Here is a 24,985-nt window from a genome sequence, read left to right as displayed (position 1 = left end):
GCGCGCAGGGCGGCGTCAAGCGCGCGGCCGTCGCGCACGAGGGCCATCGATGCTCGAGATGTCAGCGCATGGTCAGCGTGCGGTCGACGGCGCGTTCGACGGTCGGCGTGAAGTTCTCCTCGCCGATGACGTCCGCGACCCCGTGGCGATGGAGCGCGCCGCGCACATTGCTCTTGGCGCGCGCGACGATCAGCCGGACCCCGAGCGTCACCAGGCTGTCGTGCAGTGACCGCAACGCCTCCCCGCCGGTCACGTCCACATGGCCGACCGCCTCGAAGTCGAGAACGACCGTGCTGGGCCGCGGCTCGGCGGCGTGAACGCGCGCGAGCACGTCGTCGTGGAAGAGGTCCGCGTTGGCGAAGATCAGCTCCGCCTCGAAGCGATGGATCAGCACGCCGGGGATCGCCGTCGCGTCGGCGTCATCATCGAGGTCGACGAAGCGCGAGCCGTCGCTGCTGCGCCCCAGCAGGGCGATGTGCGGATGGTCGATCGCGTGGATCAGCAGGACGAAGCTGAGGGCGACCCCGATCGCGACGCCGGGGAGGATGTCGATCACGACGACCCCGAGCAGGGCGCCCAGTGCCGCCCAGAACTCGAGCGACTTGGCGCGCCGGTATTGCAGGACGCGCTCGAACTTGATCATCCCCGACACCGCCCAGATCACGATCGCGCCGAGGATCGCCTCCGGCAGGTCGGCGAACAACCCGGCGAGGAACAGGATCGTGAGCAGCGCCATCAGCGCGGTCACGAGGAACGCGACCGGGGACTTCGCGCCGACGCGTTCGGCCGTCGCCGACGGTGAGAGCCCGCCAGTGACGGTGTAGCCCTGCAGCGCGCCGGTGCCGACGTTCGCGGCGCCGTAGCCCAGCATCTCGCGGTTGGCGTCGACGGCGTAGTGGTACTTCGCGGCGTAGCTCTTGGCGATCGCGAGCGACTGGGCCAGGCCCACGATCACGATCGCCAGCGCGCCCGGGAGCATCTCGACGAGCTCGCTCGCCGAGACGCTCGACAACGACACGAACTGAAAGCCCGTCGGCACGTCTCCGACGATCGCCACGCCGTGGTCCTGCAAGTCGAGCGCCTTGACCGCGAGCACCGCGAGGACGACCACGATGATCACGCCGGGCAGTTTCGGCGCGAAGCGCGCGAGCGCGAACAGCGCGACCAGGCCGATCAGCCCGACGGCGACCGTCGACCACTCCCAGCTGCCGACGTCGGCGATCGTGTTCACGAGCACCGACAGCGTGTCGCCCGACGGCTTCGCGATCCCCACCACCTTCGGCAACTGCCCGATCGCGATGTACAGACCGAGCCCGACGATGAAGCCCTCGAGCACCGGCCGCGCGAAGAAGCGGGCGATGAAACCCAGCCGCGCAAGACCCCCGGCGAGATAGATCACGCCCACCATCAACGTCAGCGCCGTGGTCAGCGCGACGTACTCCGCCGAGCCCGTGCTCGCCGTCGCGACGACCGCCACCGACGACGCGGACAGCGTCGCGACCGTCGCACTGGGGCCGACGAAGAGGTGACGTGAGCTCCCGAACAGCGCGTATCCGACGACCGCGAGCGGCATCACGTAGAGGCCGTTCTGAACCGGCACCCCCGCGATCCCGGCGTACGCCATCGCTTGCGGAACCATCAACGCCCAGATCGTCAACCCGGCCACCACATCGACCGGCAGCCACGCACGGTCATAGCCGCGCAACCACACAGGGAGCCCTCTCACAACCGGAGTCTCAACCCACCGGGACCAGCGAGCATCATGCGATACGGATGACCGAACACGCCACGTTCGCTTCCGACGATCAGCCTCCCCAGATTTCCGCGAGGCAGCCAGGTCGTCGTCGAGCCGCCCGTGAGCTCGGCAACCCCCCGGCGGAGGCTAGGCCGACTCGAGTGCGGCCTCGACGTCGTAGCCGAGCGCGAGGCCGAGCTCGGGCGCGGCGGCGACGACGCGTCCGAGGCCGACCGATGGGGCGATCGCGATGAGCAGGCCGACGATCTCGTCGACGCTCGCGCCGGAGGCGAGCGCGCGCTCGACGCCGTCGCTGTACGAGCTTTGGGCGGCGCCGACGGCCAGCAGCGCGGCGAGCCTGACCAGGGCGTGTGTCTTGGCGTCCAGGCGCGAGATCTCGATCGTGTCCTGGCCCATCCCGAGCACCGACCCAACGAATTGATCGTCGCTGAGCGCCATGCTGCGCAGCCGCTCTTGGTATTCGATCACCGCATGAATGACAGCGTGCGCCGGCGCTGTCGGCATCGCCCCGATTGGATGAACGTGGTTCAGAGCAGCCCGATGTCCCGGGCCTTCTCGATTGCGGCGGTGCGAGACGTGACGCCGAGCTTGCGGTAGATCGACACCGAGTGCGACTTCACCGTGTGGCGTGAGAGATGGATCCGCGCGCCGATCTCCGGGAAGGTGAGGTGGGTGGTCAGGAGCGGCAGCACGTGCAGCTCCGCCGCTGTGAGCGTCGAGGATCCGGGCGCGCTGAGGCCGGCGGTGCTCACCGTCGTCTCGATCTCGGCCGCCTGCGCCGGCAGGTTTCCCAGGTCCGGCCGGCGTCGCAGGATCGCGTCGATCTCCCTGAGCATGGTCCGCGCGCCCGCCTGGTCGGCGAGGGTGAGGTACGCGTGCGCGAGCTCGAGCCTGGTCTGGACCGCGGGGACGGGGAGGGCGTAGGTGAGTTGCGGGAGCCGGCGCTGCGCGTTCGCCAAGAGGTCGTACGCGTGCGACGTCCGTCCGCGGTGCAGCGCGGTTCGTCCCGCGACCGCGTAGACGACGGCGTTGAGCGCCGCGTTCTCCCGGTGCGAGTGCCGAGCGCTCGTGATCGCCCGTTCGGCGAGCTCGTCGGCGCGCACCCACTCCTCTCGCCCGATCGCGATCAGCGCCCGCTCGGCCAGCGCGATGGCGATCATGTCCGGCGCCCCGAGGTCCGCGGCTTCATCCACGACGTCGGCGAAGACGTCATCGGCCTCGACGGGAGCGCCGCTGAGCAGGGTCGCCCACCCCAGCAGCACCATCGCGACCGGGTGCCACACGCTCGCGGGGGCGAGCGTTGCGACGGCGAGCTCGGCATCGGCATGCATCCCCGTGATGCCGTCGCAGCCGCGGAACGCGCGCAGCATCGCGCGCCAGGACTCGATCGACGCGCTGCCGTCGGGCAGGGTGCCCTCGTAGGTGCCCCGCGCGGCCAGCTCGGCACATCGCTCCGATGCGGTCGGCTCCCCCATCACCCCGTGGAACATCGCGCCGATGACGGCGACCGAGGGATATCCGCCCACCCCGCCGTTGGCGTCGAGCCAATCGAACCAGGTCTCGACGGTGGCGGTGCGGCCGCTCTGGAAGACCGGCATGGTCCAGCGCTCCATGAGCGCGGCGACGCGGTCGGGGTCGCCGTCGTTCTGTGCGTAGCGGATGGCGTCGATCTCGTGTCGGTTCGCCGCGCACCAATCCGACGCGCGACGGAGCATCGGCGAGACGAGCTCCGGACGAGATCGTGCGAGCTCCGCGGCCAGCAGGTCGCGGACGAGCGGGTGACAGCGATACCACTCGCGCTCGCGGTCGAGGCTGACCACGAACCGGTTGGAGTGCGCGAGCGAGTCGAGGATGTCGGCTGAACCACTCGACGCGAGGACGGCATCACAGAGCGGTCCGGAGAGCTGCTCGAGCATGCTCGTCGCGGTGAGGAACCGCAGCTCGTGCGGGGGCAACTGCGCGAAGAACTCCGAGCGCAGGAAATCGGCGATGAAGGGATGGTTGCCCGTCAGCGAGCCGATCTCTCCCGGCGCGACCCCGGTGCCTGATGAGAGCGCTGCGAGATACAGGCCGGCCGGCCAGCCTTCCGTTCGGCGGACGAGTTCGTCGACGTCCGTCTCGGAGAGCTCCAAGCCCGATGCGCGCAGCAGGTCTCGCGCTTCACTGACGTCCATGCGGAGGGTGTCGGGCCCGAGCTCGAGGCTGAGCCCGCGGGCGCGGAGGAGTCCCATCGGCAATGCCGAGCCGTCGCGTGTGGTGAGCGCCAGCTGCGAGCCTTCGCCCACGTGTCCTGCGAGCGCCACGATCGCGTCGATGCACCGCGGGTTGCGGATCGCTTGGACGTCGTCGAGCCCGAGCACGATCGTACGGTCCAGGCCGGCCAGCTCGGCTCCCAGCCGGGGAACGACCGTCGCCTCCACCGACGTGCCGGGCGAGGCGAGCGCCTCGAAGACGCCCCGATCGATCGGTGCGACGCGATCGATCGCCACGGCCAGGTAGGTGAGCAGGACGACGGGGTCGTTGTCGTGCTGATCGACGGTGACCCACGCAAACGGCCGCTCTCCTTGCGACTGCGCCCATTGCGCGAGCGCCGTGGTCTTCCCGTAGCCAGGGCCGGCGCAGAGCATCACGATCGGCACATGGCTCGCGCGGTTGAGTTGCTCGACCAGCGCCGTGCGTCTGACGCCGCGGCCGTTGGTCCGCGGCGGTCGCAACTTCGACTCCAACAGCTCGAACGGCAGCTCGATCATCGGCTCGCCCGACTGTGAGCCGTTTCGCCCTGTGAGTCTTCATCCCATCGGGGCGATGCGCGGACGTTCCGGGTGCGTGAGGGTCGGTACTTCAGCGACCGAGGAGGCGGAACGATGGCCATTGGGCCAGTTCAGCTCATCGTGCTCGGCTTCGAGCACCCGGAGTTCCACGGCGAGATCATCGCCGAGCTGGAGCGCTTGCGCGACAGCGACACCGTGCGCGTGATCGACGCGCTCGCCGTGCACAAGGACGCCAACGGAGAGATCGAGGTGATGCACCTCAGCAACCTCTCCAAGGAGGAGGCGATCGAGCTCGGCAGCATGGTCGGTGCCCTCGTCGGTCTCGGCATCGAAGGCGAAGAGGGCCTGTACGCCGGTGCCGAAGCGGGCGCCGAGGCGGCCGCCGACGGCATCAGCGCGTTCAGCGACGAGGACGCGTGGGACGTCATCGAGGAGATCCCGAACGACTCCGCGGCCGCGCTGATCCTGCTCGAGCACCAGTGGGCCGTGCCGCTGCGCGACGCGGTCGCCCGCGCCGGCGGGTACCGCATCAGCGACGGCTTCATCAGCCCGCTCGACCTCGTCGAGATCGGGCTGCTGTCCAGCCAGGAAGCGCAGGAATTGCACGCGGCCGACACGCGTCGGCAGACGGCCTAGCAGTTCCATCACGACGACAGGAGCAGAGATGTTCGCAGCCCGCAGAGTCGCCCGCCGCACCTCACGACGCGTCGCGCGTCGGCGCTGACGACCGCCGGACCACCCTGATCACGGCCATCCCCCATCCGGTGATCGTTCCGGATGGGGCGCGGCTGCGCGCCCGGACGCCTCGCCGCGCCGAAGACAACCAACCGGAAGTGGGTAACGATGGCCACGGACAAGCCCAACGTCCTCCTGATCCTCGCCGACGACGTCGGCTGGTTCGACGTCAGCGCCTATCACCGCGGGATCATGGGCACCCGGACGCCGAACATCGACCGGGTCGCCGCCGAGGGCGCGATGTTCACGGACGCCTACGCCCAGGCGAGCTGCACGGCCGGGCGTGCGGCGTTCATCACCGGTCAGATCCCGCTTCGCACCGGCCTGACGACGGTCGGCATGCCGGGGGCCAAGCAGGGGATCTTTGCCGAGGATCCGACGCTCGCCGATCTGCTCAAGCCCGAGGGCTACATGACCGCCCAGCACGGCAAGAACCACCTCGGCGACCGCAACGAGTACCTCCCGACGGTCCACGGGTTCGACGAGTTCTACGGCAACCTCTATCACCTCAACGCCGAGGAAGAGCCCGAGCAACCCGACTACCCGAAGCATCTGCCGATCTTCCAGCAGCTGTTCGCCCCCCGCGGGGTGCTGGACTGCCGGGCGAGCGACGTCGACGATCCCACCGAGGACGAGCGCTTCGGTCGCGTGGGCAAGCAGACCATCACCGACACCGGCGCGCTGACGCGCGAGCGGATGGAGACGATCGAGGACGACCTCCTGGCTCGGTCGCTGGACTTCATCGATCGCGCCCAACAGGCCGGCAAGCCGTTCCTGCTCTGGCACAACACGACGCGCATGCACGTGTGGACGCGCCTCTCCGAACGCTGGAAGGACAAGACCGGGCTCGGCGTCTACGCCGACGGGATGCAGGAGCTGGACTGGGTCGTGGGCGAACTGCTCGGCAAGCTCGACGACCTCGGCATCGCCGAGAACACCGTCGTGATCTTCGCGACCGACAACGGCGCCGAGAAGTTCACCTGGCCCGACGGCGGGACCACGCCGTTTCGCGGGGAGAAGGGCCTGGGCTGGGAGGGCGGCTTCCGCGCGCCGTTCGCCATCCGCTGGCCGGCCGAGATCCCCGCCGGTCAGGTGCTCAACGGCATCTTCTCGCTCGAGGACGTGGTGCCGACCGTCATGGCGGCGGCCGGCGTCCCCGACATCAAGGAACGGCTGCTCGACGGCTACCAAGCCGGTGACAAGCACTTCCGCGTGCACCTCGACGGCTACGACCAGCTCGGCTACCTGACCGGCGAAAGCGACGAGTCACCGCGCCACGAGTTCTTCTACTACGGCGAGGGGCAGCTGTTCGCCATCCGGTACAACAACTGGAAGGTCCACTTCCAGACCAAGGACGACTGGTTCGCCGGGTCGCTGGTCCAGCCCACCGTGCCGCAGCCGGTCAACCTGCGAATCGATCCGCTCGAGCAGCACATGGACGCGCCCTACTACCCCCTGTACGCCGGTGAGAAGCTCTGGACCGTGCTTCCCGCCGCCGCCCTCGTCCAACAGCACGTCGCCACGTTCGACGCGTTTCCGCCCCGCCAGCCGCCCGCCGACTTCAACCCGCAAGGCCTGGTCGAGAAGGTGCTGGCCGCCGCGTCGCAGCGCCACGGGAACTAGCAGCGGTGACAGCAGGACCGGACATGGTGTGGATCCCCGGCGGGACCTTCCGGATGGGCTCCGATGAGCACTATCCGGAAGAGTCCCCCGCCCGTCCGGTCACCGTCGACGGGTTCTGGATCGACCGGCACACCGTCACCAACCGCGAGTTCGAGCGCTTCGTGCGCAAGACCGGCTACGTGACGGTGGCCGAGCGGGCTCCGGACCCGGCCGCCTACCCGGGCGCCAAGCCAGAGCTGCTGATCCCCGCCTCGACGGTGTTCCAGAAACCGCCCCACCGCGTCGATCTCGGCAACCACTACAACTGGTGGACCTACGTGCCCGGCGCCGACTGGCGCCACCCGCAGGGCCCGGGCAGCTCGATCAAGAAGCGGCCGGACCACCCGGTCGTGCACGTGGCGTGGGAGGACGTCGAGGCCTACTCGCACTGGGCGGGCAAGGAGCTCCCGACCGAGGCCGAGTGGGAGTTCGCCGCCCGTGGCGGCCTGGATGGCGCCACCTACGCCTGGGGCGAGGAGTTCACCCCGGCCGGCCGCTGGATGGCCAACACCTGGCAAGGCGAGTTCCCGATCGAGAACCTCAAGCAGGACGGCTTCGAAGGCACCGCCCCGGTCGGCTCGTTCCCGCCCAACGGCTACGGGCTGTCGGACATGATCGGCAACGTCTGGGAGTGGACGACGGACTCATACGACGCCGCGGCCGAGGTCTCGCACGCGTGCTGCACCGTCGAGAGTCCCGAGCTCTGCATCCCGCGCAAGGTGATGAAGGGGGGCTCGCACCTCTGCGCGCCCAACTACTGCCAGCGCTACCGGCCCGCCGCGCGCATGCCACAGCCCATCGACACGTCGACCTCCCACCTCGGATTTCGCACCATCGTCCGCGGTTGAGCGATTCGCGACTCCGCCCGTGCGGGGCTCCAGCTGCTCCCACGTTGAGGAGTCGCGAGCGCATTGGGCGCCGTGCGCCTCGATCATGCCGCCACCCGTGCGCGCGGCCTCCACCAGGCGCGTTCGCCGAGAAGGTGCATCACGCCGGGCAGGAGCACCATGCGGATGAGGATTCCGTCGATGAGGATCGCCGCGGCGAGCCCGACGCCGATGAGCTTGAGGATCAGTTCGTTGCTCAGGGAGAACGCCCCGAACACCGACACCATGATCAGCGCGGCCGCTGTGATCACCTTCGAGGTCCGCGCGAGGCCGGTGATGACGGCTTCGCGCGCGTCTCCGAGCCGTTCGCGCTCTTCCTTGATGCGCGAGACGATGAACACCTCGTAGTCCATCGCCAGGCCGAAGGTGATCGCGAACATCATCACGGGGATGAACGGTGGGACGGGAAGGTCTGAGTCGATGCCGATCAGCTGTCCGGCCCAGTTGCCCTCGGCGACGTAGGCGACGACGCCGTAGGCGGCGAGGATCGACAGGATCGTGAATACGCCGGCCTTGAGCGCGATCACCGGCGCCTGGAACGCCCTCCACAGCAGGAGGAACGACAGGATGACCACGGCGCCGATGAACAGCGGCAGGCGGGCGGCGGTCACCTTGGCCTGGTCGACGGTGCTCGCCGTGTCACCGCCGAGCTTGACGTCGACGCCGCTGTGGGCGAGCACGCCGCTGCGCAGGCGTTCGACGAGCGACTTGGTGTCCGGTGCGGACGGCCCGTCGCGCGGGGTGATCGCGATGGTCGCCGTGTCGCGGGCTTCGTTGTACTGCGCGGGTGCCACGGCGACGACGCTGCGGTCGCGCCCGATCTCGGTCCGCAGCGTCTCGACGGCGTGGCGGGCGCCGGTCGAGGGCGTCTTGGCGACGGCGATGAGCGAGGCGTTGGCCCCGGCGCCGAAGCCCTGGGTGACCATGTCGTAGGCCTGCCGGGTCATAGAGCTCTCCGGGTTGTTGCCGGTGTCGGGGAAGCCGAAGCGCATACCGGTCAGCGGCGCGGCGAGCACCGCGAGGACGATCAGCGCTGCCGCCACGGCGACGACGGGTCGGCGTGCGATCGCTCGTGCCCAGCGTGCCGAGGGGGTCCGGTCAGGGTCCTTGGGCGGCCGGTCGAGACCCGGGATGCGCAGCGCGTCGACGCGCTTGCCGAGGAAGCCGACGATGGCGGGCAACAGCGTGAGCGTCGCGGCCAGGACGACCAGCACCGTGAGGCCGGCGGCGAGCGCCACACCGTAGAGGTAGGGCAGGCGCATGATGAACAGCCCCAGCAGGGCGATGACCACACTCAGGCCGGCGACGACCACGGAGTGCCCGGCGGTTGCCATTGCTTGGACGTTCGCGTCGCGGCGCGTGAGGCCCTCGCGGACTGCGGCCCGGTAGCGAGTGAGGATGAGCAGCGCGTAGTCGATGCCGACGCCGAGGCCGATCATGATCGATACGTCCTGAGCCCAGTCGGCGGTGTCGATGACTCCGGCCAAGACCTTGCCGAGCAAGGCGGAGACGATGACGCCGAACCCTGCCAGCAGGATTGGTAGCCCGGCCGCCACCACGGCGCCGAAGGTCAGGAGCAACACGATGGCGGCGACGCCGACGCCGAGCAACTCGCCGTCGCCGCCGGTCTCCTTGTCGAGGCCCTCGATCTGGCCGTTGGCAGCCACCTTCAGCCCGTCGCCGCCGGCCTCGCTGACGAGTTCTCCGATGCGCCCGGCGGTCTCCTCGGACACCTCGGCGGCCATGCGGTCGAGCGGTACGCGGACGATGGCCGTCCGGCCGTCGCGTGAGACCTCCGCGTCAGCTGCCGTGGTGCCGTCGACGATGCCCGGAAGCGTCTCCACTGCTTGGAGGAGGCGGTCGATGCGCTCGGTCACCGCCGGGCCGGTCGCGCTGTCGGACGCCGTCCAGACGATGTCGAAGGATTCGCCCGAGCGACCAGCAAACGCTGCGGTCAACCGGTCAGACGCCGCCTTGGAGTCCGACCCGGGGGTGCTGTAGTCGACGGTGTACTTGCCGGCGAGACCCATCCCGCCTGCGATCGCCACGGCGATGACGGCCAGCCAGGCGAGAACCACCTTCCTCCGGTGCATGAACATCGCGTCGCCGAAGCGCGCGAGCACGCCGGCCTTGCTGCTTGAGCTGGTCACTGGATCGTCCTCGAGACTCGTACGGGGCATCGAGGGCGACGGTAAGTCGCCGCGCCGCGCACGGCGACCGCCGCGGGAACGGTCTTCCGGGTCCTCCCGCGGGAGGACCCGGGTCGTTCCGCGGGAGGTTTTCACTGCGCGATGGCGTCCGTACGCTCTGGCCATGTCGACGCTCCTGGATCCGCGCGTTCGCGACCGAGTGGTCGACGCCGTGGTGATCCTGGGCGTCTTGGCGTTTTCGGTCCTTCAGCTCCTGCTCGGCGGTGGGTTCGGAGACCCGGACTTCGCGGACGAGACGGCCAACCCTGACGGCCTGGCGGTCGCGCTCGTCTTGCTGAGCGCGCTCGCGTTGCTGTGGCGCGATCAGCACCCGCGCGCGGTGCTCGGGATCACGCTGGCAGCGAGCCTGGCCCTGGCGGCGTTCTCGTACGGAGTGAGCGCTCCGGCGGCGCCGGCAGTCGCGCTCTACGCGTGTGCGGTTCGTCCGAGGCGCGGGCGACAGTGGCCGGTGCTCGCGATCGCGGCTGCGGGCTGGGCGGCACTCGTGTTGATCGAGGCCGCCGTGACCCCCTACGAGGTGCCCGACTACCTCCCGCCGGGCTTCCTTTGGGCCGGCGCCTGGCTGATCGGAGACCGGCGCCGGTTCCTCCGCGCCCATGTTGCCGATCAGCTCGAGCAAGCCCGGCGCGAGCGCGAGCTCGTGGTCGCCGAAGAGCGAGCGCGAATCGCTCGCGAGCTCCACGACTCTGCCGGGCACGCCCTCAACACGATCCTGGTCCAGGCTGGGGCCGCCCGGGTTCTACGCGACCGCGACCGCGAGCGCTCAGCGCAGGCCGTCACAGCCATCGAAGACCTCGCGCGCGAGACGATCGAGGAGATCGACCGCATCGTCGGCCTCCTGCGCGAGGAGCGGGAGATGGACCGCGCCCCGTTGCCCGGCATCGACCAGATCCCCGCCCTCATCGAGCGCCAGCGCGCCGGCGGCCTCGACGTGCAGCTCACGATCGATGGTGAGACACACCGGCGCCCGCCCACCCCGGTCTCGCGCGCCGTCTACCGGATCGCGCAGGAGTCGCTCACCAACGCCAGTCGTCACGGCACCGGATCGGCCGCGATCGCGATCCAGCTCGGCCCCGACGCGCTCGAGCTCACCGTCGCCAACCCCGTCACGACGCACTTCGAGTCCCGGCCCGGCGGCGGACGCGGGATCGCCGGCATGCGCGAACGCACGAAGCTCCTCGGCGGTTCCTTCCAAGCCAGGCGCCACGGATCACGCTTCGAGCTGCATGCGCACCTCCCGTACGATCGAGGATCGCGATGACCGAGCGCGTCCGGGTGATACTCGTCGACGATGACCAGATCCTGCGCAGCGGACTGCGTGCGATCCTGTCCAGCGATGACTCGATAGAGGTCGTCGATGAAGCGGAGAACGGCCGGCTCGCGGTGCAGCGCGCGCGGCGCCACCGCCCCGACGTCGTACTGATGGACGTCCGCATGCCCGACCTCGACGGCATCGCCGCGACCGCCGAGCTGCTCAACGCGGCACCGGCGACGAAGGTGATCATCCTGACCACGTTCGAGATCGACGAGTACATCCTGGGCGCGCTGCGTGCCGGCGCGAGCGGGTTCCTCCTCAAGCGCAGCTCGCCCGAGCAGCTGATCGCCGCCATCCACACCGTCGCCGACGGCGACGCGCTCCTCTCGCCCTCGGTGACGCGGCGCCTGATCGAGCGCGTCGCGGCGCACCCGATCCTCAGCCGCGACGCCGACCGGCGGCTCGACGACCTCACCGCGCGCGAGCGGGAGGTGCTCGAGCTCGTCGCCCAAGGACTCTCCAACGCCGAGATCGCCGAGACGCTGGTCCTGGAGCGCACGACCGTCAAGACGCACGTCCAGCGGATCCTCACCAAGCTCGGGGCACGCAACCGCATCGAGGTGGTCATCGTGGCCTACGAGTGGGGGCTCATCACCCCCGGCCTGACATCACACTCCACCAGCCGAGGCACTCACCTCGAACCGCCCGCGTGAGGCCGCTCCAGAAACGAGAAAACCGCGCCCTGGCGCGGTTTCCGAGTGGCGAGACCCGGACTCGAACCGGGGACACCACGATTTTCAGGAACGGCCGAGTCGTCGAAGCCGAGGCACAAAATCCCTGCTAATGAGCCTGATCGTGTGCCGGGCGACTGAGCGAGTAAATCCCGCAACTACCGGAGTTTCCTCGTCGATTTGGGCAGCGGCGTCGAGTTCGCTGCCTAAACGATGTCGTTGAGCGTCCCCGCCGCTCCATGGGAGCGGTCGTGGGTCCATCGGACGAGCATGACCGACCGGGAGCGCACCGATCTCATCCCATCGGCGTGATCGCAGATCCGCGGGCCGTTCCCTCAGCGGCCGAGCGACGACGCGATCGCGTCGGCGGCCGGTGAGCCCCAGCCGGTGGCCAGGTCGTAGCCGGTCCTGGTGGGGCAGCATGAGCCGCCGAAGAGCTCGTTGGTGCCCTGTGTGATGTCGGTGAACGTCTGCGGGCTGTGCTGCGCGAGCGTGGTGAGCAGCGGCGCGATGAACCCGGGTCGCGGCAGGCCTTGGTTGTGCGCCTGCTGGTTCCAGAGCGCGATCATCCCGGCCACGAGCGGCGCTGCGGCGCTCGTGCCGCCCACGAAGGCGATGCTCTGGCCCGATCCCTTGCAGCCCTGCACGCCGCTCGAGCAGACGATCGGATAGCCGGGGCTCTCGTCGGCGAACGCGGCGATGTCGGGCACCATGCGCTTGCCCGAGGTGGCGAACGACTGGGCGGGCTGCCACCAGGGGCGAGATTCGAACGCGCTCGAGCCCCCGCCGCCACCGGCCGTCGCGTGGAACGGCGACGGGTACGCGGTGTCATTCCACGCGCCGGAGGAGGCGATCGTGTTGTCCGCGTTGAGCGTCAGGCTCGTACCGCCCACCGCCAGCACCCAGGGCGACGACGCCGGCCAGTCGACCTGCGGCTGCTTGTCGGACGAGGTGAGCTGGTCAGTCGGCACCCCGCGGGCGCAGGCGGACGAGCCGCTGTCGCCGGCGGCGACGACGGTCGTGATGCCGAGCGCGGCGGTGGCGGTGAGCTGGCGCTCGACCAGCGTCCGCGATGCGGTAGACGGCTGCACGATCGATTCGCACTCGCCGTAGGAGACCGAGATGACGTCGGGTAGCGGCGTGCCGTTGGTCGTCGCCTGCAGCGGCTGGGCCAGGAGAACCAGGAAGTCGTCGATCGTGTTGATCGGGTGCACCCACAGGTCAAAGCGCGACAGCCCCGGCGCCACCATCGCGACGGTCATCGCATCGAGTGAGCTTTCCAGGATCGGCTTGATGCTGCTCGCGTTGTGGATCTTCAGCGCCGTCCCGTCGGCGCCGAAGCAGGAGCGGAACGTGTTCACGTCGGCGGCCGGCGTGGGCGCCTCGCCGAGGATCGCCACCCGGGTGCCCTGGCCCTTCAGGCCGGCAGCCTGCAGCGGGGCGATGCCGTAGGCCGTCAGTATCTGGTTCGGGTACAGCCCGGCCGTCGATCCGAGCGCGGACGGGAACATCGACGGCACGCATCCGAACGCCGGCGTCCCGGTGCGCGTCGGGGTCCCGCCGTCAGCCACCACGGCGGCCCGGGCGGCGGAGGACCTGCTGCTGCCCGAGCTGAGCTGCACGCGCATCCCGGCGACCGTGTCGACGTTGCCCTTGATTCCCGAAGGCAGCGTCGGGGTGTCCACGGGCAGCGCCACCTTCGCGCCGGAGCCGGTCTTGTAGACCTTCCACTTGGTCCCGAACATCTTCTGGGCCTTGCCGACGCTGACCGTCGCGCTCGCGCGCAGGTGCGTCACGTCGACCGTCGCCGTGATCCCGTTGGACTTGAACGCGTTCACGACCCCGTTGCGCTTGGACGACGACGCGCCGTACTTGCTCTGCACGGTCGAGAGCGACGGGTACTTGCCATACGACGACGACGACGGGTTGCTCGCCGACTTGACGGCGCTCTGCAGCCCCGACTGGTTCGCAATGAAGCCGATCTGCAGCGGCAGTTCGAGGCTCGTGGACGCCGCGGCCACGGTCGTGTAGCCCTTGTGCGAGATGTTGCCGTAGTCGACCGAGGACGCGAGCGCCGCCGGCGCGCCGGCGAGCACGGCGAGCGTCGTTCCGGCGGCTGTCCAGGTACGCGTGCGCATGGTCACCGGTTTGCGAGCCGGCGAAGTCCGTCGTCCACCGCGGCGGCCGCGGAGACGTAGGCGACGTGCGTGCCGAGACTGGTGGCCATCACGTCGAGCGGCCATCGCCATGGGGGCGGGGTGCGACCGAGCATCGGGAACAGCGTCAGCGTCGCGGTCATGAGCGTGGCGCCGAAGCCGACGCTGGCCCACGGCTCAGGAACCATCCGACGCAGAGCGCCGTGCCACAGGCCGAACCCCGAGCCGTAGCTCCAGCGCAGGAGCAGACCGAGGTCACGGTCCTCTCGGGCCGTCACATGTGGCAGATGCATGACGGGGGCCACGATCTGCCCGGGCACGAGCGAGTCGTCATAGTCGAGCGGGCCTTTCGCGCCGCGGCGCAGTCGGCGCTCCGCTGCGTACGCCAGTGTCATCGTGGCGGTCCCGGCGGCCCCGGCCAACACGCTCCGAACGGGCGAGCTTGCCAGCCTCACGAGCGGACGATCAGCCGTGCTCATGACCTGACTTCAACAGGCGGCCGGATCGTGCGCATCCCCCATTCGGGATGAACCGTCGGATGTGGTGCCGGCCTGGATGGCATCGAGGGCGCGGTCGATGTTCGACGCGAGGTTGTCTTCGCCGAGGACGTCGACGATCCCGTTGCGACGCAGCGCGTCGCGCACCGTGCTCTTCGCCCGGGCGACGATCAGCCGGATGCCGAGCGTGTCGAGGGTGTCGTGCGCCGACCGGAGTATCTGCGCGCCCGTCACGTCCACTTGGCTGACCGCCTCGAAGTCGAGGATGACCGTGTGGAGCGGCGGGTCGGCCGCGCGAGCTCGGGCGAGCACGTCGTCCTGGAAGATGTCGGCATTGGCGAAGATCAGCTCCGCCTCGAAGCGATGGATCAGCACGCCGGGAATCGGCGTCGCCTCCGGGTCGTCCTCGAGGTCACTGAAGCGCGAACCGTCGCTGCTGCGCCCGAGCGAGGCGATGTGCGGATGGTCGATCGTGTGGACCAGCAGGATGAAGCTGAGGGCGACGCCGATCGCGACGCCCGGGAGGATGTTGATCAGGATCACGCCGAGCAGGGCGCCGAGCGCGGCCCAGAACTCGAGTGACTGCGCCCGCCAATACTGCGTGACCCGGCCCGGGTCGATCATCCCCGACACCGCCCAGATCACGATCGCGCCGAGGATCGCCTCTGGCAGGTCGGCGAACAGCCCGGCGAAGAACAGGATCGTCAGGAGCGCCATCAGCGCGGTCACGAGGAAGGCGACCGGGGACTTCGCACCGACGCGCTCGGCGGTCGCCGATGGCGAGAGCCCGCCGGTGACGGTGTACCCCTGCAGCGCGCCGGCGCCGATGTTCGCGGCGCCGTAACCGAGCATCTCGCGGTTCGCGTCGACGGCGTAGTGGTACTTGGCGGCATAGCTCTTGGCGATCGCGAGCGACTGAGCGAGTCCGACGATCACGATCGCGAGGGCGCCGGGAAGCAGTCCCACCAGGTCGTCCGCCGAGACGCTCGAGAGCGCGACGAAATGAAAGCCGGTCGGTACCTCGCCGACGATCGCCACTCCGTGGTCCTCCAGGTCGAGCGCCTTGACCGCGACGATCGCAAGCACGACCACGACGATCACACCGGGGAGCTTCGGCACGAAGCGTGCGAGCGCGAACAGCGCGACCAGTCCTGCGAGCCCGACGGCGACCGTGGTCCAATCCCAGCTCGCGAAGTCGGCGATCGTGTTCGTGAGCACGGAGAGCGTGTCGCCCGACGGCTTCTCGATTCCCACCACCTTCGGTACCTGGCCGATCGCGATGTAGAGACCGAGGCCGACGATGAAGCCCTCCAGCACCGGCCGCGCGAAGAAGCGCGCGACGAAGCCCATCCGGGCGAGGCCGCCCGCGACGTAGATCACGCCCACCATCAGCGTCAGCACGCACGTCAGGGCGACGTACTCGCCCGACCCCGTGCTCGCCGTGGCGACGACGGCCACGGAGGAGGCGGACAGCGTCGCCACCGTCGCGCTGGGGCCCACGAAAAGGTGGCGCGAACTGCCGAACAACGCGTAGCCGACGACCGCGAGCGGCATGACATACAGACCGTTCTGAACCGGAACCCCCGCGATCCCGGCGTAGGCCATCGCCTGCGGCACCATCAGCGCCCAGATCGTCAGCCCGGCCATCGTGTCGGCGGGCAACCATCCGCGGTCGTAGCGACGAAGCCACGACGGGATCACGGCCGGATCCCCCCGCGGATCTTGCGCAGCCGCACGATCAAGGCCGCCATCCGCCCCTACAGGCCGGTCTCGACGGCGATCCTGCCGGTGTCGGCCGCCCGCCGGAGCGCGGCGTAGTCGGCGTCGTTCTGGTCGGCGTAGGTCTCGGCGAACGACGCCATCGCGCGGTCGAAGCTGTCGCTGGAGCCGAGGTAGCTGGCGATCGCGGCGGAGTCGCCGGAGCGGGCGTGCGCGCGTGCGAGCGTCCAGCCACAGATGTTGGCGTACGTGGCCAGCGCGTCCGGCTCCATCGCCTCGACGATCGCGGAGCCCTTGCCGTCCCACAGCTGGCGGATGTAGAAGTCGCGCTGGACGCCGTCGATGCCGGGGGTGCGCAGCCAGCCGAGCATGATGTCGCTGGCGGCCTGCATCAGCCGCTGGCCCTCGACGACCCGTTGTCCGTGGTTGGTGAACGCGCTCTTGCCGAGGTGGGGCTCGAGCACCGAGCGCTGGGCCTCTTTGATCTGCAGGAACAGCGGGTCGGCGTCGTCGTTGCCGAGCAGCAGCACGATCCAGGCGCGCGTGCCGACGCTGCCGACACCGACCACCTTGCGTGCCGCGTGCACGTAGCGGAAGCGCTCGAGCAGGTGGCGGCGATCGCCCGTCAGCGTGCGGCGGTACGAACGGATCAGCCTCCGCAGCTCGTCCTCGAGCCGGACGCTGGCGTCAGCGGAGACAAGTTCCTCGATCGGGACGATCAGCGGCGGATCGCTGACGATCCGCGGTTCGCCGTCGACCAGCCGGGTCAGCCGGTCGAACGCTCGCATGCTGTCCTTCGTGCGTGCCTTGGCGAGGTTTCGGTCCAGGCGCTTGCGCTGCTTGGCGGTCGCGCGCGCGACCCACTCCTTGGCCGCGTCGTCGACGTCGAGGCGGGCGTACCAGAGATCGAGTGCCCGCATCCGGGCGAAGTCGCGGATCGCCTCGCGATACGACCGCCCGACCGCGAGATTGACCGCGCCGCGCTGTTTGGCGTCGAATCCGCGATCGCGGCCGGCGACCGCGAAGCTCGCCGCGAGACGCTTGACATCCCACTCAAACGGTCCGGGCAGCGACTCGTCGAAGTCATTGACGCCGAACACCAGTCGCCGGTCGGGAGCCGCGAACGCGCCGAAGTTCGACAGGTGCGCGTCGCCGCAGAGCTGCACCTGCAGCCCGGTCCGCGGCGAGGCCGCGAGATCGGCCGCCATCAGCGCCGCGCCGCCGCGGTAGAACGTGAACGGCGACACGAGCATCCGCCCGTAGCGGATCGGAACCAGCTCCGGGACGCGCGTCTGCGCCTGCTCCTCGAGCACGTCGACCGGATCTCGCCGGCCCGGCGCGGGCTCCCAGCCGGCGTGCGACGAGCGCGGCACCTCGACGCGCGCCGCCTTGCCCCGTGCCGCTCGCTCCGCCCGCGTGAAGTGCTCCACGCGCCCGGCCTGTGCGCGGCCTCGTCCCACCTCGGTGACATCGCTCGCGGGTCCATTCTGGCTGGCGGTGGCGGTGCTCATCGGATTCCTCCTCCGTGGCTTCTGGTCGCCGGGCAGCCTTGGCGCGGCGCCGGAGACGACGCTCGCGACTCCAACATGCCGTCGGCGCGCGCACATCATCCAAACGGGACGACTCCCGCAAATGAGCACGAGTCCCGCGTCCGCCGCCGTCGACGAGCGCTGCTTGTGACCTTGACCACCGCGGCGGGCGGCGGGAGACTGGGGCGTGCCTTCGGTCGGGCGTGACGCCCTGTCGCCGTCCGTCACCGGGTCCGCGCCGGCGGGCGCCGGAGCCGTGCTGTCAACAGGAGGCGAAAAGTGCGCCAGTTTCAGGATCTGAAAGTGCTCCACCTGGGAGGGCTGGCGAGGCTGAGGAAGCGTGGTGCGTGTTCAGCGAGCGGGTCGGGGGCGGGGTTCGGGGCCGGTGCCGCGTTCTCGGAGCCGGTAGCTCTTGCCCTTGAGCGTGATCATGTGGGCGTGGTGGATGAGCCGGTCGATGAGCGCGGCGGCGACTATGGCGTCGCCGAGGATTTCGCCCCCGGGGCGCGGTAGAAGCTGCCAGCGTGCTTGAGATAAGCGTCCAACGGGACCCCCGACGTCCTGCGCCCGGCGGCGTCGAACGCGACCGGCGGTAGAGCCCTGAGTTGCTCTCGTTCGTCCGCGAGCCGTTCAGCGACGACGTAGTGCCCGGTCGCGTGCCGGCGCGGCAAGGCGATGCGGTCGCGCCAGTCGGCGTAGACGTGGTCGAGCTCCCCTAACGAGGCTAAGCGGCGCGCCGGCCAGAACACGGTCTCGTGATGGCGGACCGCGCCTTCAACGGCGCCTTTCTCGCGCGGCGTGGCGGGCGTGCAGGCGGTGGCGTGGAAGGCGTAGCGCCCGCGCAGCTGAACGAACCGGGCGTTCCACGTGACCTGCTCGCGCTCGCGGCGCGCGACCGCTGAGCGCAGGTTGTCGTAGACGCATTCGCGGGGACGCCGCCCAGCCACGCGAACGCGCGGACATCACCTTCCAGGAAGGACTCGATGGTCATGTCGGAGCTGAAGTGCGCCGTCGACGCGCCTGAGAACGGCAGCGTGCAGATCAACGCGTAGACGCGCCGCTCGCGGCCCGCGATCCGCGGCCGAGTCGGCATCTCAGCCCAATCGACCTGCAACACCTGCCCCGGCCGGTAACCGGTCTTCTGCGCCGGCCGCTCACCCGGCCGCGGCCGCAACGCGGCCAGTCGCTTGCGAACCAGATCGACTCCGCCCACATAGCCGTAGTCCACGCGCAAGATCTCGGTCAGCCGCGGCGCCTTGATCTCCGGCCACTCCCCAAGCAGTCGCCGGATCACCGGATCGAAGGCGTCGATGATCGACCCCGCGCTCGAGCGTGAATACCGCGGCGGCTCATCCGCCTCGACCAACCGTCTGACCGTGCGCCGATTGATCCCCAACCGCGCAGCGATCTCGCGCTGCGAGACACCGTCCGCCGCCAAACGCCCTCGAGCCCACTCCATCGCGCTGCGCACCTCCCCGCCGCCCTCCCGAACTCGCCGACACGGCGACCCCAAGACTCACGGCCAGACGGCACCACCGCTTCGCGGTGGTGCACTTTTCGCGTCCTAGAAGTGGTGCACTATTGGCTTCCGGGCATCACCAAGGTCACTCGAGTACGAATCGTGGTGTCCTGCGTTAGAGGAACGCTGGAATGCACGGCACAGCGGGGCATACGTGCGTAAGCCGAGTCGTTCCATTGGGCAGCGAAGGCACTCACTGCCTAAACCACTGCCCAAATCAGCGACTTCACGACCTGATCCAGAAACAAGAAAACCGCGCTGCTGCGCGGTTTTCGGAGTGGCGAGACCCGGACTCGAACCGGGGACACCACGATTTTCAGTCGTGTGCTCTACCAACTGAGCTATCTCGCCGTGCGGGCGCTTAGGCTAGCGCGTCGGCGGGAAGGGCGGCCGGGGGCGCGGGCCAGGCCTTGCGCAGGCGGGGTGCGGCGGCGCAGGTGACCAGCGCCAGGCCGACACCCGCGACGAGCAGGGTGGGGCGGACGCCCAGGGCGGTGATCAGGGCGCCGGCGCCGACGAAGGACACCGTGAAGGCGGCGGCGATGCACATCCGCTGAAGGGAGAAGAGGCGGCCGTGCAGCGACTCGGGCGCGGAGGAGGCGAGCAGTAGCCGGTCGTGGACCAGGGCGGCGCCGTTCCCCAACCCGCCGACGAACAACGAGAGCACGACCAGCAGGTGCGACTCCAGCAGGCTGCAGGCGATCAGCTCGAGTGCCATCGCGAAGACGCCCACCAGGTAGACCTGGCGCCAGCGCCAGGCGCCGGCCGAGGTGAAGCGGGCGCTCAGAGAGCCGAGGACCATGCCGACCCCGCCGGCGCTGATCATCAACGCCAACCCGCTCCCGCCGACGTGAAGCACCTCGCGGGCGAGCATGACCTCGCCGACGCTGGTCACGCCGATGCAGAGCACGACGCCGGTCGAGGACCACAACAAGACCCGAACCTCGGGCCGCTGCGCGACCTCGCGCAGCCCCGCGCGGGCGTCGGCGAGCAGGGATCGGCGACCCCGCCGGCGATCGGGAGCGACGGCAACGTCACCCGACAGCGGCAGCCGAACGAGGATCAGCGCCGAGACCGCGTAGGTCACGGCGTTCAGCCCGAGGAGGGCGGTCGGCGCGACCAGCGCGAGCAGCACGCCGCCGAGGGCGGGCCCGATCGTCGTGCCCGCGTCGTCCAGCGCCCCGAAGACCGCCAAGGCGGCGGCGCGACGCTCGCCGCCGGCCAACCGGGTCAAGCTCGCCAAGGCGGCCGGGGAGAACACGGCGGAGCCGACCCCGGCCAGCAGCGCGCCGACCATCATCACCGGCAGCGATCCGGCCACGACCACGATCACGAAGCCCAGGCACCGGAGCACCTCGGCGAACACGGCGCAACGCCGCCAGCCGACCCGGTCGACCAGCGCCCCCACCAAAGGCCCGAGCACGATCGCGGGCAGAAGATCCGGCAGCAGGACCGCTGAGACGGCCATCGGCGAGCCGAAGCGGTCCAGAGCGATCAGCGGAAGCGCGAGCAGCGCAAGGCCGGTCCCCAAGGAGGACTGGGCGTGCGCGGCGAAGAAGCGCCGCGCCGCCGGGGTGGCCAGTGCGCTGCGGAGCACGCCGCTACGCGGGGACGACGGCGGCGCGCCGGAGGCGCCGCGGGACCAGCTTCGAGCCGCACGCGGTGTGGACCAGCACGGCGACGCCGAACATCAGCAACAGGTCGCCCAGGCTGAAGACGGTGTGGAGCGGGAGGGAGGACGGCGTGGCGATCGTGTCGCCCATGAACATCAGCTTCGGGTGCTCGACGATCGCGGAGTTGGTGAACTGGCCCTTGGTGTCGGCGCCCTGGAAGGAGGCGAGCGTGTCCGGGTTGGTGGGCATGACGCCGCCGTTGGCGGCGATCACGATGAAGTTCGAGAGGCCGCCGAGGCCGGCGATGATCACGCCCGGGATGTGGCGGTTGAAGAAGGCGAACGCGCCGAGCAGCACGTAGGAGAGCATGTGGACGGTGGTGTGGAAGGCCTGGTGGCCGCCCGGGATCACCGAGATGATCAAGACCTGGAGGCCGATCGCGGCGCCGGCGAGGCCCGGCTTGCGCAGCGGCAGATCGGCGAGCGCGGACAGCCGCCCGCGTGCGAGCGGGACGCTCGCGAGGATGGCGAGGTAGATGAGTCCGATGATCATGGCTCCCCTATGAATCGGCCGGTCGGTCGGAGGACAGCACTCCGACAAACGTCCAATCGCTCAAAGTTCTCAGGACCGCGACCGACAACCGGGGTGGAAAGGCTCTCAAGGGGGGAGCCCAGACACGGAGGTCAACAGCAATGACTAAGGCACGCCTCTACCGGCTCGCGCTCGTCGCGGGGACCGTGGCTGTGTTCCTCGAGGGGGCCGGCGCCGCCTTCAAGTGGAACTAGCCGATGCAGGTTCGCAACGGCCGTAAGTGGTAGTCACGAGGGTGCCCCGACGGGCACCCTCGTCCTGTTCTGAGACCTAGTGAAATGATCGCTCGCGCCGCTCGACTCGACCCGCTGATCGCGTATGTGACCGCCATCATCGTGCTAGGCGCGGTGTGTGGCGTCGCCATCGTGCTCGACGGCGTGGGCGAGTTTCACCTGGTCCTGACGCCCGAGATCGCGCTCTTCGCGCTCTGCGCGTTGATCGGCGACTTCCTCCCGCTGAAGGTGTTCACGCGGGGGGCGGAAGGCGAGATCACGACGTCGACGTGCTTCATGTTCGCCGCGCTGCTGGCCGGTGGACCGCTCGCCGCCCTGATCGCGCTCGTGGTCGCCAACGTGATCGTCGACCTGCATCGGCGCAAGGAGGCGATGAAGTTCGCCTTCAACATCGCGCAGCTGACGATCACGGTCGCCGCTTCGGGGTTCGTCCTGAAGCTGACGACCGACATGCCGCGGGCCGACGTCCCGCACATGCTGCCGAGCGACCTGCTCGGCGTCATGCTCGCCGTCGGCACGTTCTTCGTGGTCAACACGGTCATCGTCGCCGCGGTGATCGCGTTCGTCCAGCGCACGAAGGTCCTTCGCTACCTCGTGCGCGACCTCTTCAACTCGGTCGCGACCGGCGGCCTGCTGCTCGGCCTCGCGCCGGTCGTCGTGCTCGCCGCCGACTTCTTCCTGCCGGCGATCGCCCTGCTCTTTCTGCCGCTCTACGCGGTGCACCGCGGCGGGCGCGACGCCATCGCCAAGCAGCACCAGGCGCTCCACGACGCGCTCACCGGGCTGCCGAACCGCGAGCTCTTCCGCGACCGCATCGACCAGGCGGTCAACGCGTCCCGCCGCACCGGCGAGGACGCCGTGGTCATGATCATGGATCTCGACCACTTCAAGGAGATCAACGACACGCTCGGCCATCACATGGGCGACCTGTTGCTCCAGGAGGTCTCGCACCGGATCCAGGACGCGCTACGCGAGTCCGACACGGTCGCCCGTCTCGGCGGCGACGAGTTCGGCGTCCTGCTCCCGCGGGTCGACAACGCGGGTGACGCGGCCACGGTCGCGCAGAACCTGCTCGCCGTCCTGCGCGAGCCCTTCGTGCTCGAGGGGATGCGGCTCGAGATCGACGCGTCGATCGGCATCGCCCTGCACCCGCTGCACGGCGAGGACAACGAGACGCTCCAGCAGCGCGCCGACATCGCCATGTACTCCGCGAAGCAGTCCGGTCGCGGCTTCGCCATCTTCGAGCCCGAGCTCGATCGCCACTCGCCGCGCCGCCTCTCGCTCGCCGGCGGCATGCGCCATGCGATCAACGAGGGCCAGATCCAGCTCTACTACCAGCCCAAGGCGGACCTGCGGACGGGCCGGATCATGGGCGTCGAGGCGCTCGCGCGCTGGGACCATCCGGAGTTCGGGATCGTCGGGCCGAGCGAGTTCGTCCCGATCGCCGAGCAGACCGGCCTGATCACGCCGCTCACGTCGTTCGTCCTGGATGCCGCGATCTGCCAGGTCCGCGCGTGGAAGGACGCCGGGCTGGAGCTCTCGGTCGCGGTCAACCTCTCCGCGCGCTCGTTCCTGGACACGCAGCTGGCGGTCGAGATCCCGCGTCTGCTGGCCAAGTGGGACGTCGAGGCCGAGTTGCTCGAGCTCGAGATCACCGAGAGCATGCTCATGACCGACCCCGCCCGCGCGGAGGCCACGTTGACGCGCCTGAGCCGGATCGGGCTGACGCTGAGCGTCGACGACTTCGGCACCGGCTACTCCAGCCTCGCCAACCTCAAGCGTCTGCCGGTCGACGTCATCAAGATCGACAAGTCGTTCGTGATGGAGATGGCGGTCGACGCGTCGGACGCGGCGATCGTGCGCTCGACGATCGACCTCGCCCACAACCTCGGCCTGCGGGTCGTCGCCGAGGGCGTCGAATCCGAGGACGCCTGGCGTCACCTCGAGGCGCTCGGCTGCGACTTCGCCCAGGGCTACTACCTCTCGCGCCCGCTGCCCGCGGACGCGGCGACGCGGATGATCCGCGAGCGCGGCACGGGCCGCGACATCACTCCGCCCGCCCTGCGGGTCGTGCACGGGCTCGGCGCTCGCTAGATCGCGACCGTCGAGGTCGGCGCAGGATCTCCTGCAACGATTTACACGGATTCCCGATTTGCCGACATTAGGGGCGTGCTCCGCGTCGTACTCGCCTCCGCCGTCCTGCTGCTCCTGCCCGCGACCGCCGCCGCCCAGAGCGGCGGACAGCTCGCCGGCCCGACCGCGAGCCGCTTCACCGCCAGCCCCGCCTCCGTCGCCGCGGGCGCGCGCGTGACGTTCGCGCTGCGAGCCACGCCTGGCGCGCTCGTGCGGGTGGACGTGATCGCTCCGGGCAAGCCGGCCGTGCGGGTGAAGCTCGGCGCGGTCGGCGACAGCGGGTCCAAGCGCGGATCCTGGCGCGCGGCGGTCGCCGCGGGGACGTACACGGCGCGGCTGGCCGTGACCGGCGCGGGCGTGACCCGCTACTACCGCGCCCCGCTCACCGTCGCCGCTCCGAAACCGACGCCCACGCCCACCCCGACGCCCGTCCCCGCCGCGCCCGCCGCGGTCACCACGCCCGCCAACAAGATCTTCCCCGTCCAGGGCCCGTACACGTTCGGCGGCCCGGACGCCCGCTTCGGCGTCGGCCGCCCCGGCCACACCCACCAGGGCCAGGACATCACCGCCGCCGAGGGCACGCCTGTCGTGAGCCCGATCGCCGGCACCGTCCACTGGACAGCCTTCCAGAAGGACGGCGCGGGCTACTACGTCGTGATCGCCGGCATCGACGGCCGCCACTACGTCTTCATGCACCTCCAGGAGGGCTCGATCGCGGTGGTCAAGGGCGCCGCGATCACCGCGGGCCAGCGCGTCGGCCTCGTCGGCAGCACCGGCTCCTCGACCGGCCCGCACCTGCACTTCGAGATCTGGATCAACGGCTGGTGGGCGAGCAAGGCCTCGACCCCGATCGACCCGCTCCCCGAGCTCCAAGCCTGGGCCGCCGCAACCTAAACCCCACCTAAGGGGTCTGACCCTTTATCTCGCCGTTAGGTCCGCCCACGGCCCAGCGCCGTGTCCGCGGGTCGACGGAACCTAAGGGGAACCT

General features: G+C 69.9%; 19 protein-coding genes, 1 tRNA gene and 1 pseudogene. 7 read left to right on the top strand and 14 right to left on the bottom strand.

Translation table 11 applies throughout. The features are described 5' to 3' along the window. Positions 1-61: 61 nt before the first annotated feature. The 3 genes from G569_RS46015 to G569_RS0106195 all read right to left on the bottom strand — a co-directional run bounded on the left by G569_RS46015 (position 62) and on the right by G569_RS0106195 (position 4,506). A complete protein-coding gene (locus G569_RS46015; protein WP_064750269.1) occupies positions 62-1,726 on the bottom strand; it encodes a SulP family inorganic anion transporter in 1,665 nt (554 codons plus the stop codon). 156 nt (positions 1,727-1,882) lie between these two features. Beyond that, positions 1,883-2,224, bottom strand: coding sequence for a carboxymuconolactone decarboxylase family protein (locus G569_RS0106200; protein ID WP_157591850.1), 342 nt, complete (start codon positions 2,222-2,224; stop codon positions 1,883-1,885). A 59-nt stretch (positions 2,225-2,283) separates the two neighbouring features. Further along, positions 2,284-4,506 (bottom strand): helix-turn-helix transcriptional regulator, encoded by a 2,223-nt coding sequence (locus G569_RS0106195; RefSeq protein ID WP_028062774.1) that lies wholly within the window; start codon positions 4,504-4,506, stop codon positions 2,284-2,286. A 114-nt stretch (positions 4,507-4,620) separates the two neighbouring features. On the opposite strand from G569_RS0106195, the gene G569_RS0106190 reads away from it, so the two are divergent. From G569_RS0106190 to G569_RS0106180, 3 genes are all read left to right on the top strand, one after another. Further along, entirely contained in the window at positions 4,621-5,163 is a 543-nt protein-coding gene (locus tag G569_RS0106190; RefSeq protein ID WP_028062773.1) for a hypothetical protein, read from the top strand. Positions 5,164-5,370: 207 nt separating this feature from the next. Then, the gene (locus G569_RS46010) at positions 5,371-6,885 is read left to right on the top strand and encodes an arylsulfatase (protein ID WP_037495104.1); all 1,515 of its coding nucleotides are present in this window, start codon (positions 5,371-5,373) and stop codon (positions 6,883-6,885) included. A gap of 23 nt (positions 6,886-6,908) precedes the next feature. Continuing rightward, positions 6,909-7,772, top strand: coding sequence for a formylglycine-generating enzyme family protein (locus G569_RS0106180; RefSeq protein ID WP_037494839.1), 864 nt, complete (start codon positions 6,909-6,911; stop codon positions 7,770-7,772). A gap of 83 nt (positions 7,773-7,855) precedes the next feature. Here the strand turns inward: G569_RS0106180 and G569_RS46005 are convergent, their stop codons facing one another. Then, positions 7,856-9,991: an MMPL family transporter gene (locus tag G569_RS46005; protein ID WP_169542080.1), complete on the bottom strand. Its 2,136-nt coding sequence runs from the start codon at positions 9,989-9,991 to the stop codon at positions 7,856-7,858. A gap of 133 nt (positions 9,992-10,124) precedes the next feature. Here G569_RS46005 and G569_RS0106170 point away from each other — a divergent pair, with 133 nt between their 5' ends. Both G569_RS0106170 and G569_RS0106165 read left to right on the top strand, forming a co-directional pair. Then, positions 10,125-11,282 carry a sensor histidine kinase gene (locus G569_RS0106170; protein WP_037494837.1) on the top strand — a complete coding sequence of 386 codons (1,158 nt, stop codon included), beginning with the start codon at positions 10,125-10,127 and terminating at the stop codon, positions 11,280-11,282. Then, positions 11,279-11,989, top strand: a complete 711-nt coding sequence (locus G569_RS0106165; protein WP_028062770.1) for a response regulator — start codon at positions 11,279-11,281, stop codon at positions 11,987-11,989. Before G569_RS0106170 ends, G569_RS0106165 begins: the two co-directional genes overlap by 4 nt. A 353-nt stretch (positions 11,990-12,342) precedes the next feature. Here the strand turns inward: G569_RS0106165 and G569_RS0106160 are convergent, their stop codons facing one another. The 10 genes and pseudogenes from G569_RS0106160 to G569_RS0106125 form a co-directional block, all read right to left on the bottom strand. Continuing rightward, entirely contained in the window at positions 12,343-14,145 is a 1,803-nt protein-coding gene (locus G569_RS0106160) for a S53 family peptidase (protein WP_037494834.1), read from the bottom strand. A gap of 2 nt (positions 14,146-14,147) precedes the next feature. Beyond that, positions 14,148-14,618: a hypothetical protein gene (locus G569_RS0106155; RefSeq protein WP_157591849.1), complete on the bottom strand. Its 471-nt coding sequence runs from the start codon at positions 14,616-14,618 to the stop codon at positions 14,148-14,150. A 33-nt stretch (positions 14,619-14,651) separates the two neighbouring features. After that, the gene (locus G569_RS46000; protein ID WP_053225934.1) at positions 14,652-16,361 is read right to left on the bottom strand and encodes a SulP family inorganic anion transporter; all 1,710 of its coding nucleotides are present in this window, start codon (positions 16,359-16,361) and stop codon (positions 14,652-14,654) included. A gap of 56 nt (positions 16,362-16,417) precedes the next feature. Beyond that, positions 16,418-17,890, bottom strand: a complete 1,473-nt coding sequence (locus G569_RS0106145; RefSeq protein ID WP_084284307.1) for a DUF2252 domain-containing protein — start codon at positions 17,888-17,890, stop codon at positions 16,418-16,420. Between the two features lie 369 nt (positions 17,891-18,259). Next, positions 18,260-18,355, bottom strand: a complete 96-nt coding sequence (locus tag G569_RS65180; RefSeq protein WP_306764996.1) for a hypothetical protein — start codon at positions 18,353-18,355, stop codon at positions 18,260-18,262. Between the two features lie 26 nt (positions 18,356-18,381). After that, a complete protein-coding gene (locus tag G569_RS65175; RefSeq protein ID WP_028062766.1) occupies positions 18,382-18,855 on the bottom strand; it encodes a hypothetical protein in 474 nt (157 codons plus the stop codon). A 422-nt stretch (positions 18,856-19,277) separates the two neighbouring features. Further along, positions 19,278-19,367: pseudogene (locus G569_RS66290) on the bottom strand (helix-turn-helix domain-containing protein); the annotation flags it as partial. 338 nt (positions 19,368-19,705) lie between these two features. Continuing rightward, positions 19,706-19,778 (bottom strand) — tRNA-Phe (locus G569_RS0106135). A gap of 10 nt (positions 19,779-19,788) precedes the next feature. Further along, positions 19,789-21,024, bottom strand: a complete 1,236-nt coding sequence (locus G569_RS0106130) for an MFS transporter (RefSeq protein WP_028062765.1) — start codon at positions 21,022-21,024, stop codon at positions 19,789-19,791. Between the two features lie 4 nt (positions 21,025-21,028). Beyond that, positions 21,029-21,592: a DUF5317 domain-containing protein gene (locus G569_RS0106125; RefSeq protein ID WP_028062764.1), complete on the bottom strand. Its 564-nt coding sequence runs from the start codon at positions 21,590-21,592 to the stop codon at positions 21,029-21,031. A gap of 317 nt (positions 21,593-21,909) precedes the next feature. Here G569_RS0106125 and G569_RS45995 point away from each other — a divergent pair, with 317 nt between their 5' ends. Both G569_RS45995 and G569_RS0106110 read left to right on the top strand, forming a co-directional pair. Further along, positions 21,910-23,958 (top strand): putative bifunctional diguanylate cyclase/phosphodiesterase, encoded by a 2,049-nt coding sequence (locus G569_RS45995; RefSeq protein WP_053225933.1) that lies wholly within the window; start codon positions 21,910-21,912, stop codon positions 23,956-23,958. Positions 23,959-24,033: 75 nt separating this feature from the next. Next, positions 24,034-24,891 (top strand): M23 family metallopeptidase, encoded by an 858-nt coding sequence (locus G569_RS0106110; RefSeq protein WP_028062763.1) that lies wholly within the window; start codon positions 24,034-24,036, stop codon positions 24,889-24,891. The last annotated feature ends 94 nt before the right edge of the window (positions 24,892-24,985 follow it).

Source organism: Solirubrobacter soli DSM 22325, assembly GCF_000423665.1.
GTDB lineage: Bacteria > Actinomycetota > Thermoleophilia > Solirubrobacterales > Solirubrobacteraceae > Solirubrobacter > Solirubrobacter soli.
The sequence above is the reverse complement of the archived record's forward strand: the minus strand, read 5'-3'. Positions and strand labels throughout refer to the sequence as shown.

Excerpts from the sequence above, each read along its gene's own strand:
- G569_RS0106195 (WP_028062774.1), bottom strand. The coding sequence starts at position 4,506 with ATGATCGAGCTGCCGTTCGAGCTGTTGGAGTCGAAGTTGCGACCGCCG.
- G569_RS0106190 (WP_028062773.1), top strand. The coding sequence starts at position 4,621 with ATGGCCATTGGGCCAGTTCAGCTCATCGTGCTCGGCTTCGAGCACCCG.
- G569_RS46010 (WP_037495104.1), top strand. The coding sequence starts at position 5,371 with ATGGCCACGGACAAGCCCAACGTCCTCCTGATCCTCGCCGACGACGTC.
- G569_RS0106180 (WP_037494839.1), top strand. The coding sequence starts at position 6,909 with ATGGTGTGGATCCCCGGCGGGACCTTCCGGATGGGCTCCGATGAGCAC.
- G569_RS46005 (WP_169542080.1), bottom strand. The coding sequence starts at position 9,991 with ATGCCCCGTACGAGTCTCGAGGACGATCCAGTGACCAGCTCAAGCAGC.
- G569_RS0106170 (WP_037494837.1), top strand. The coding sequence starts at position 10,125 with ATGTCGACGCTCCTGGATCCGCGCGTTCGCGACCGAGTGGTCGACGCC.
- G569_RS0106165 (WP_028062770.1), top strand. The coding sequence starts at position 11,279 with ATGACCGAGCGCGTCCGGGTGATACTCGTCGACGATGACCAGATCCTG.
- G569_RS0106160 (WP_037494834.1), bottom strand. The coding sequence starts at position 14,145 with ATGCGCACGCGTACCTGGACAGCCGCCGGAACGACGCTCGCCGTGCTC.
- G569_RS0106145 (WP_084284307.1), bottom strand. The coding sequence starts at position 17,890 with ATGAGCACCGCCACCGCCAGCCAGAATGGACCCGCGAGCGATGTCACC.
- G569_RS0106125 (WP_028062764.1), bottom strand. The coding sequence starts at position 21,592 with ATGATCATCGGACTCATCTACCTCGCCATCCTCGCGAGCGTCCCGCTC.
- G569_RS45995 (WP_053225933.1), top strand. The coding sequence starts at position 21,910 with ATGATCGCTCGCGCCGCTCGACTCGACCCGCTGATCGCGTATGTGACC.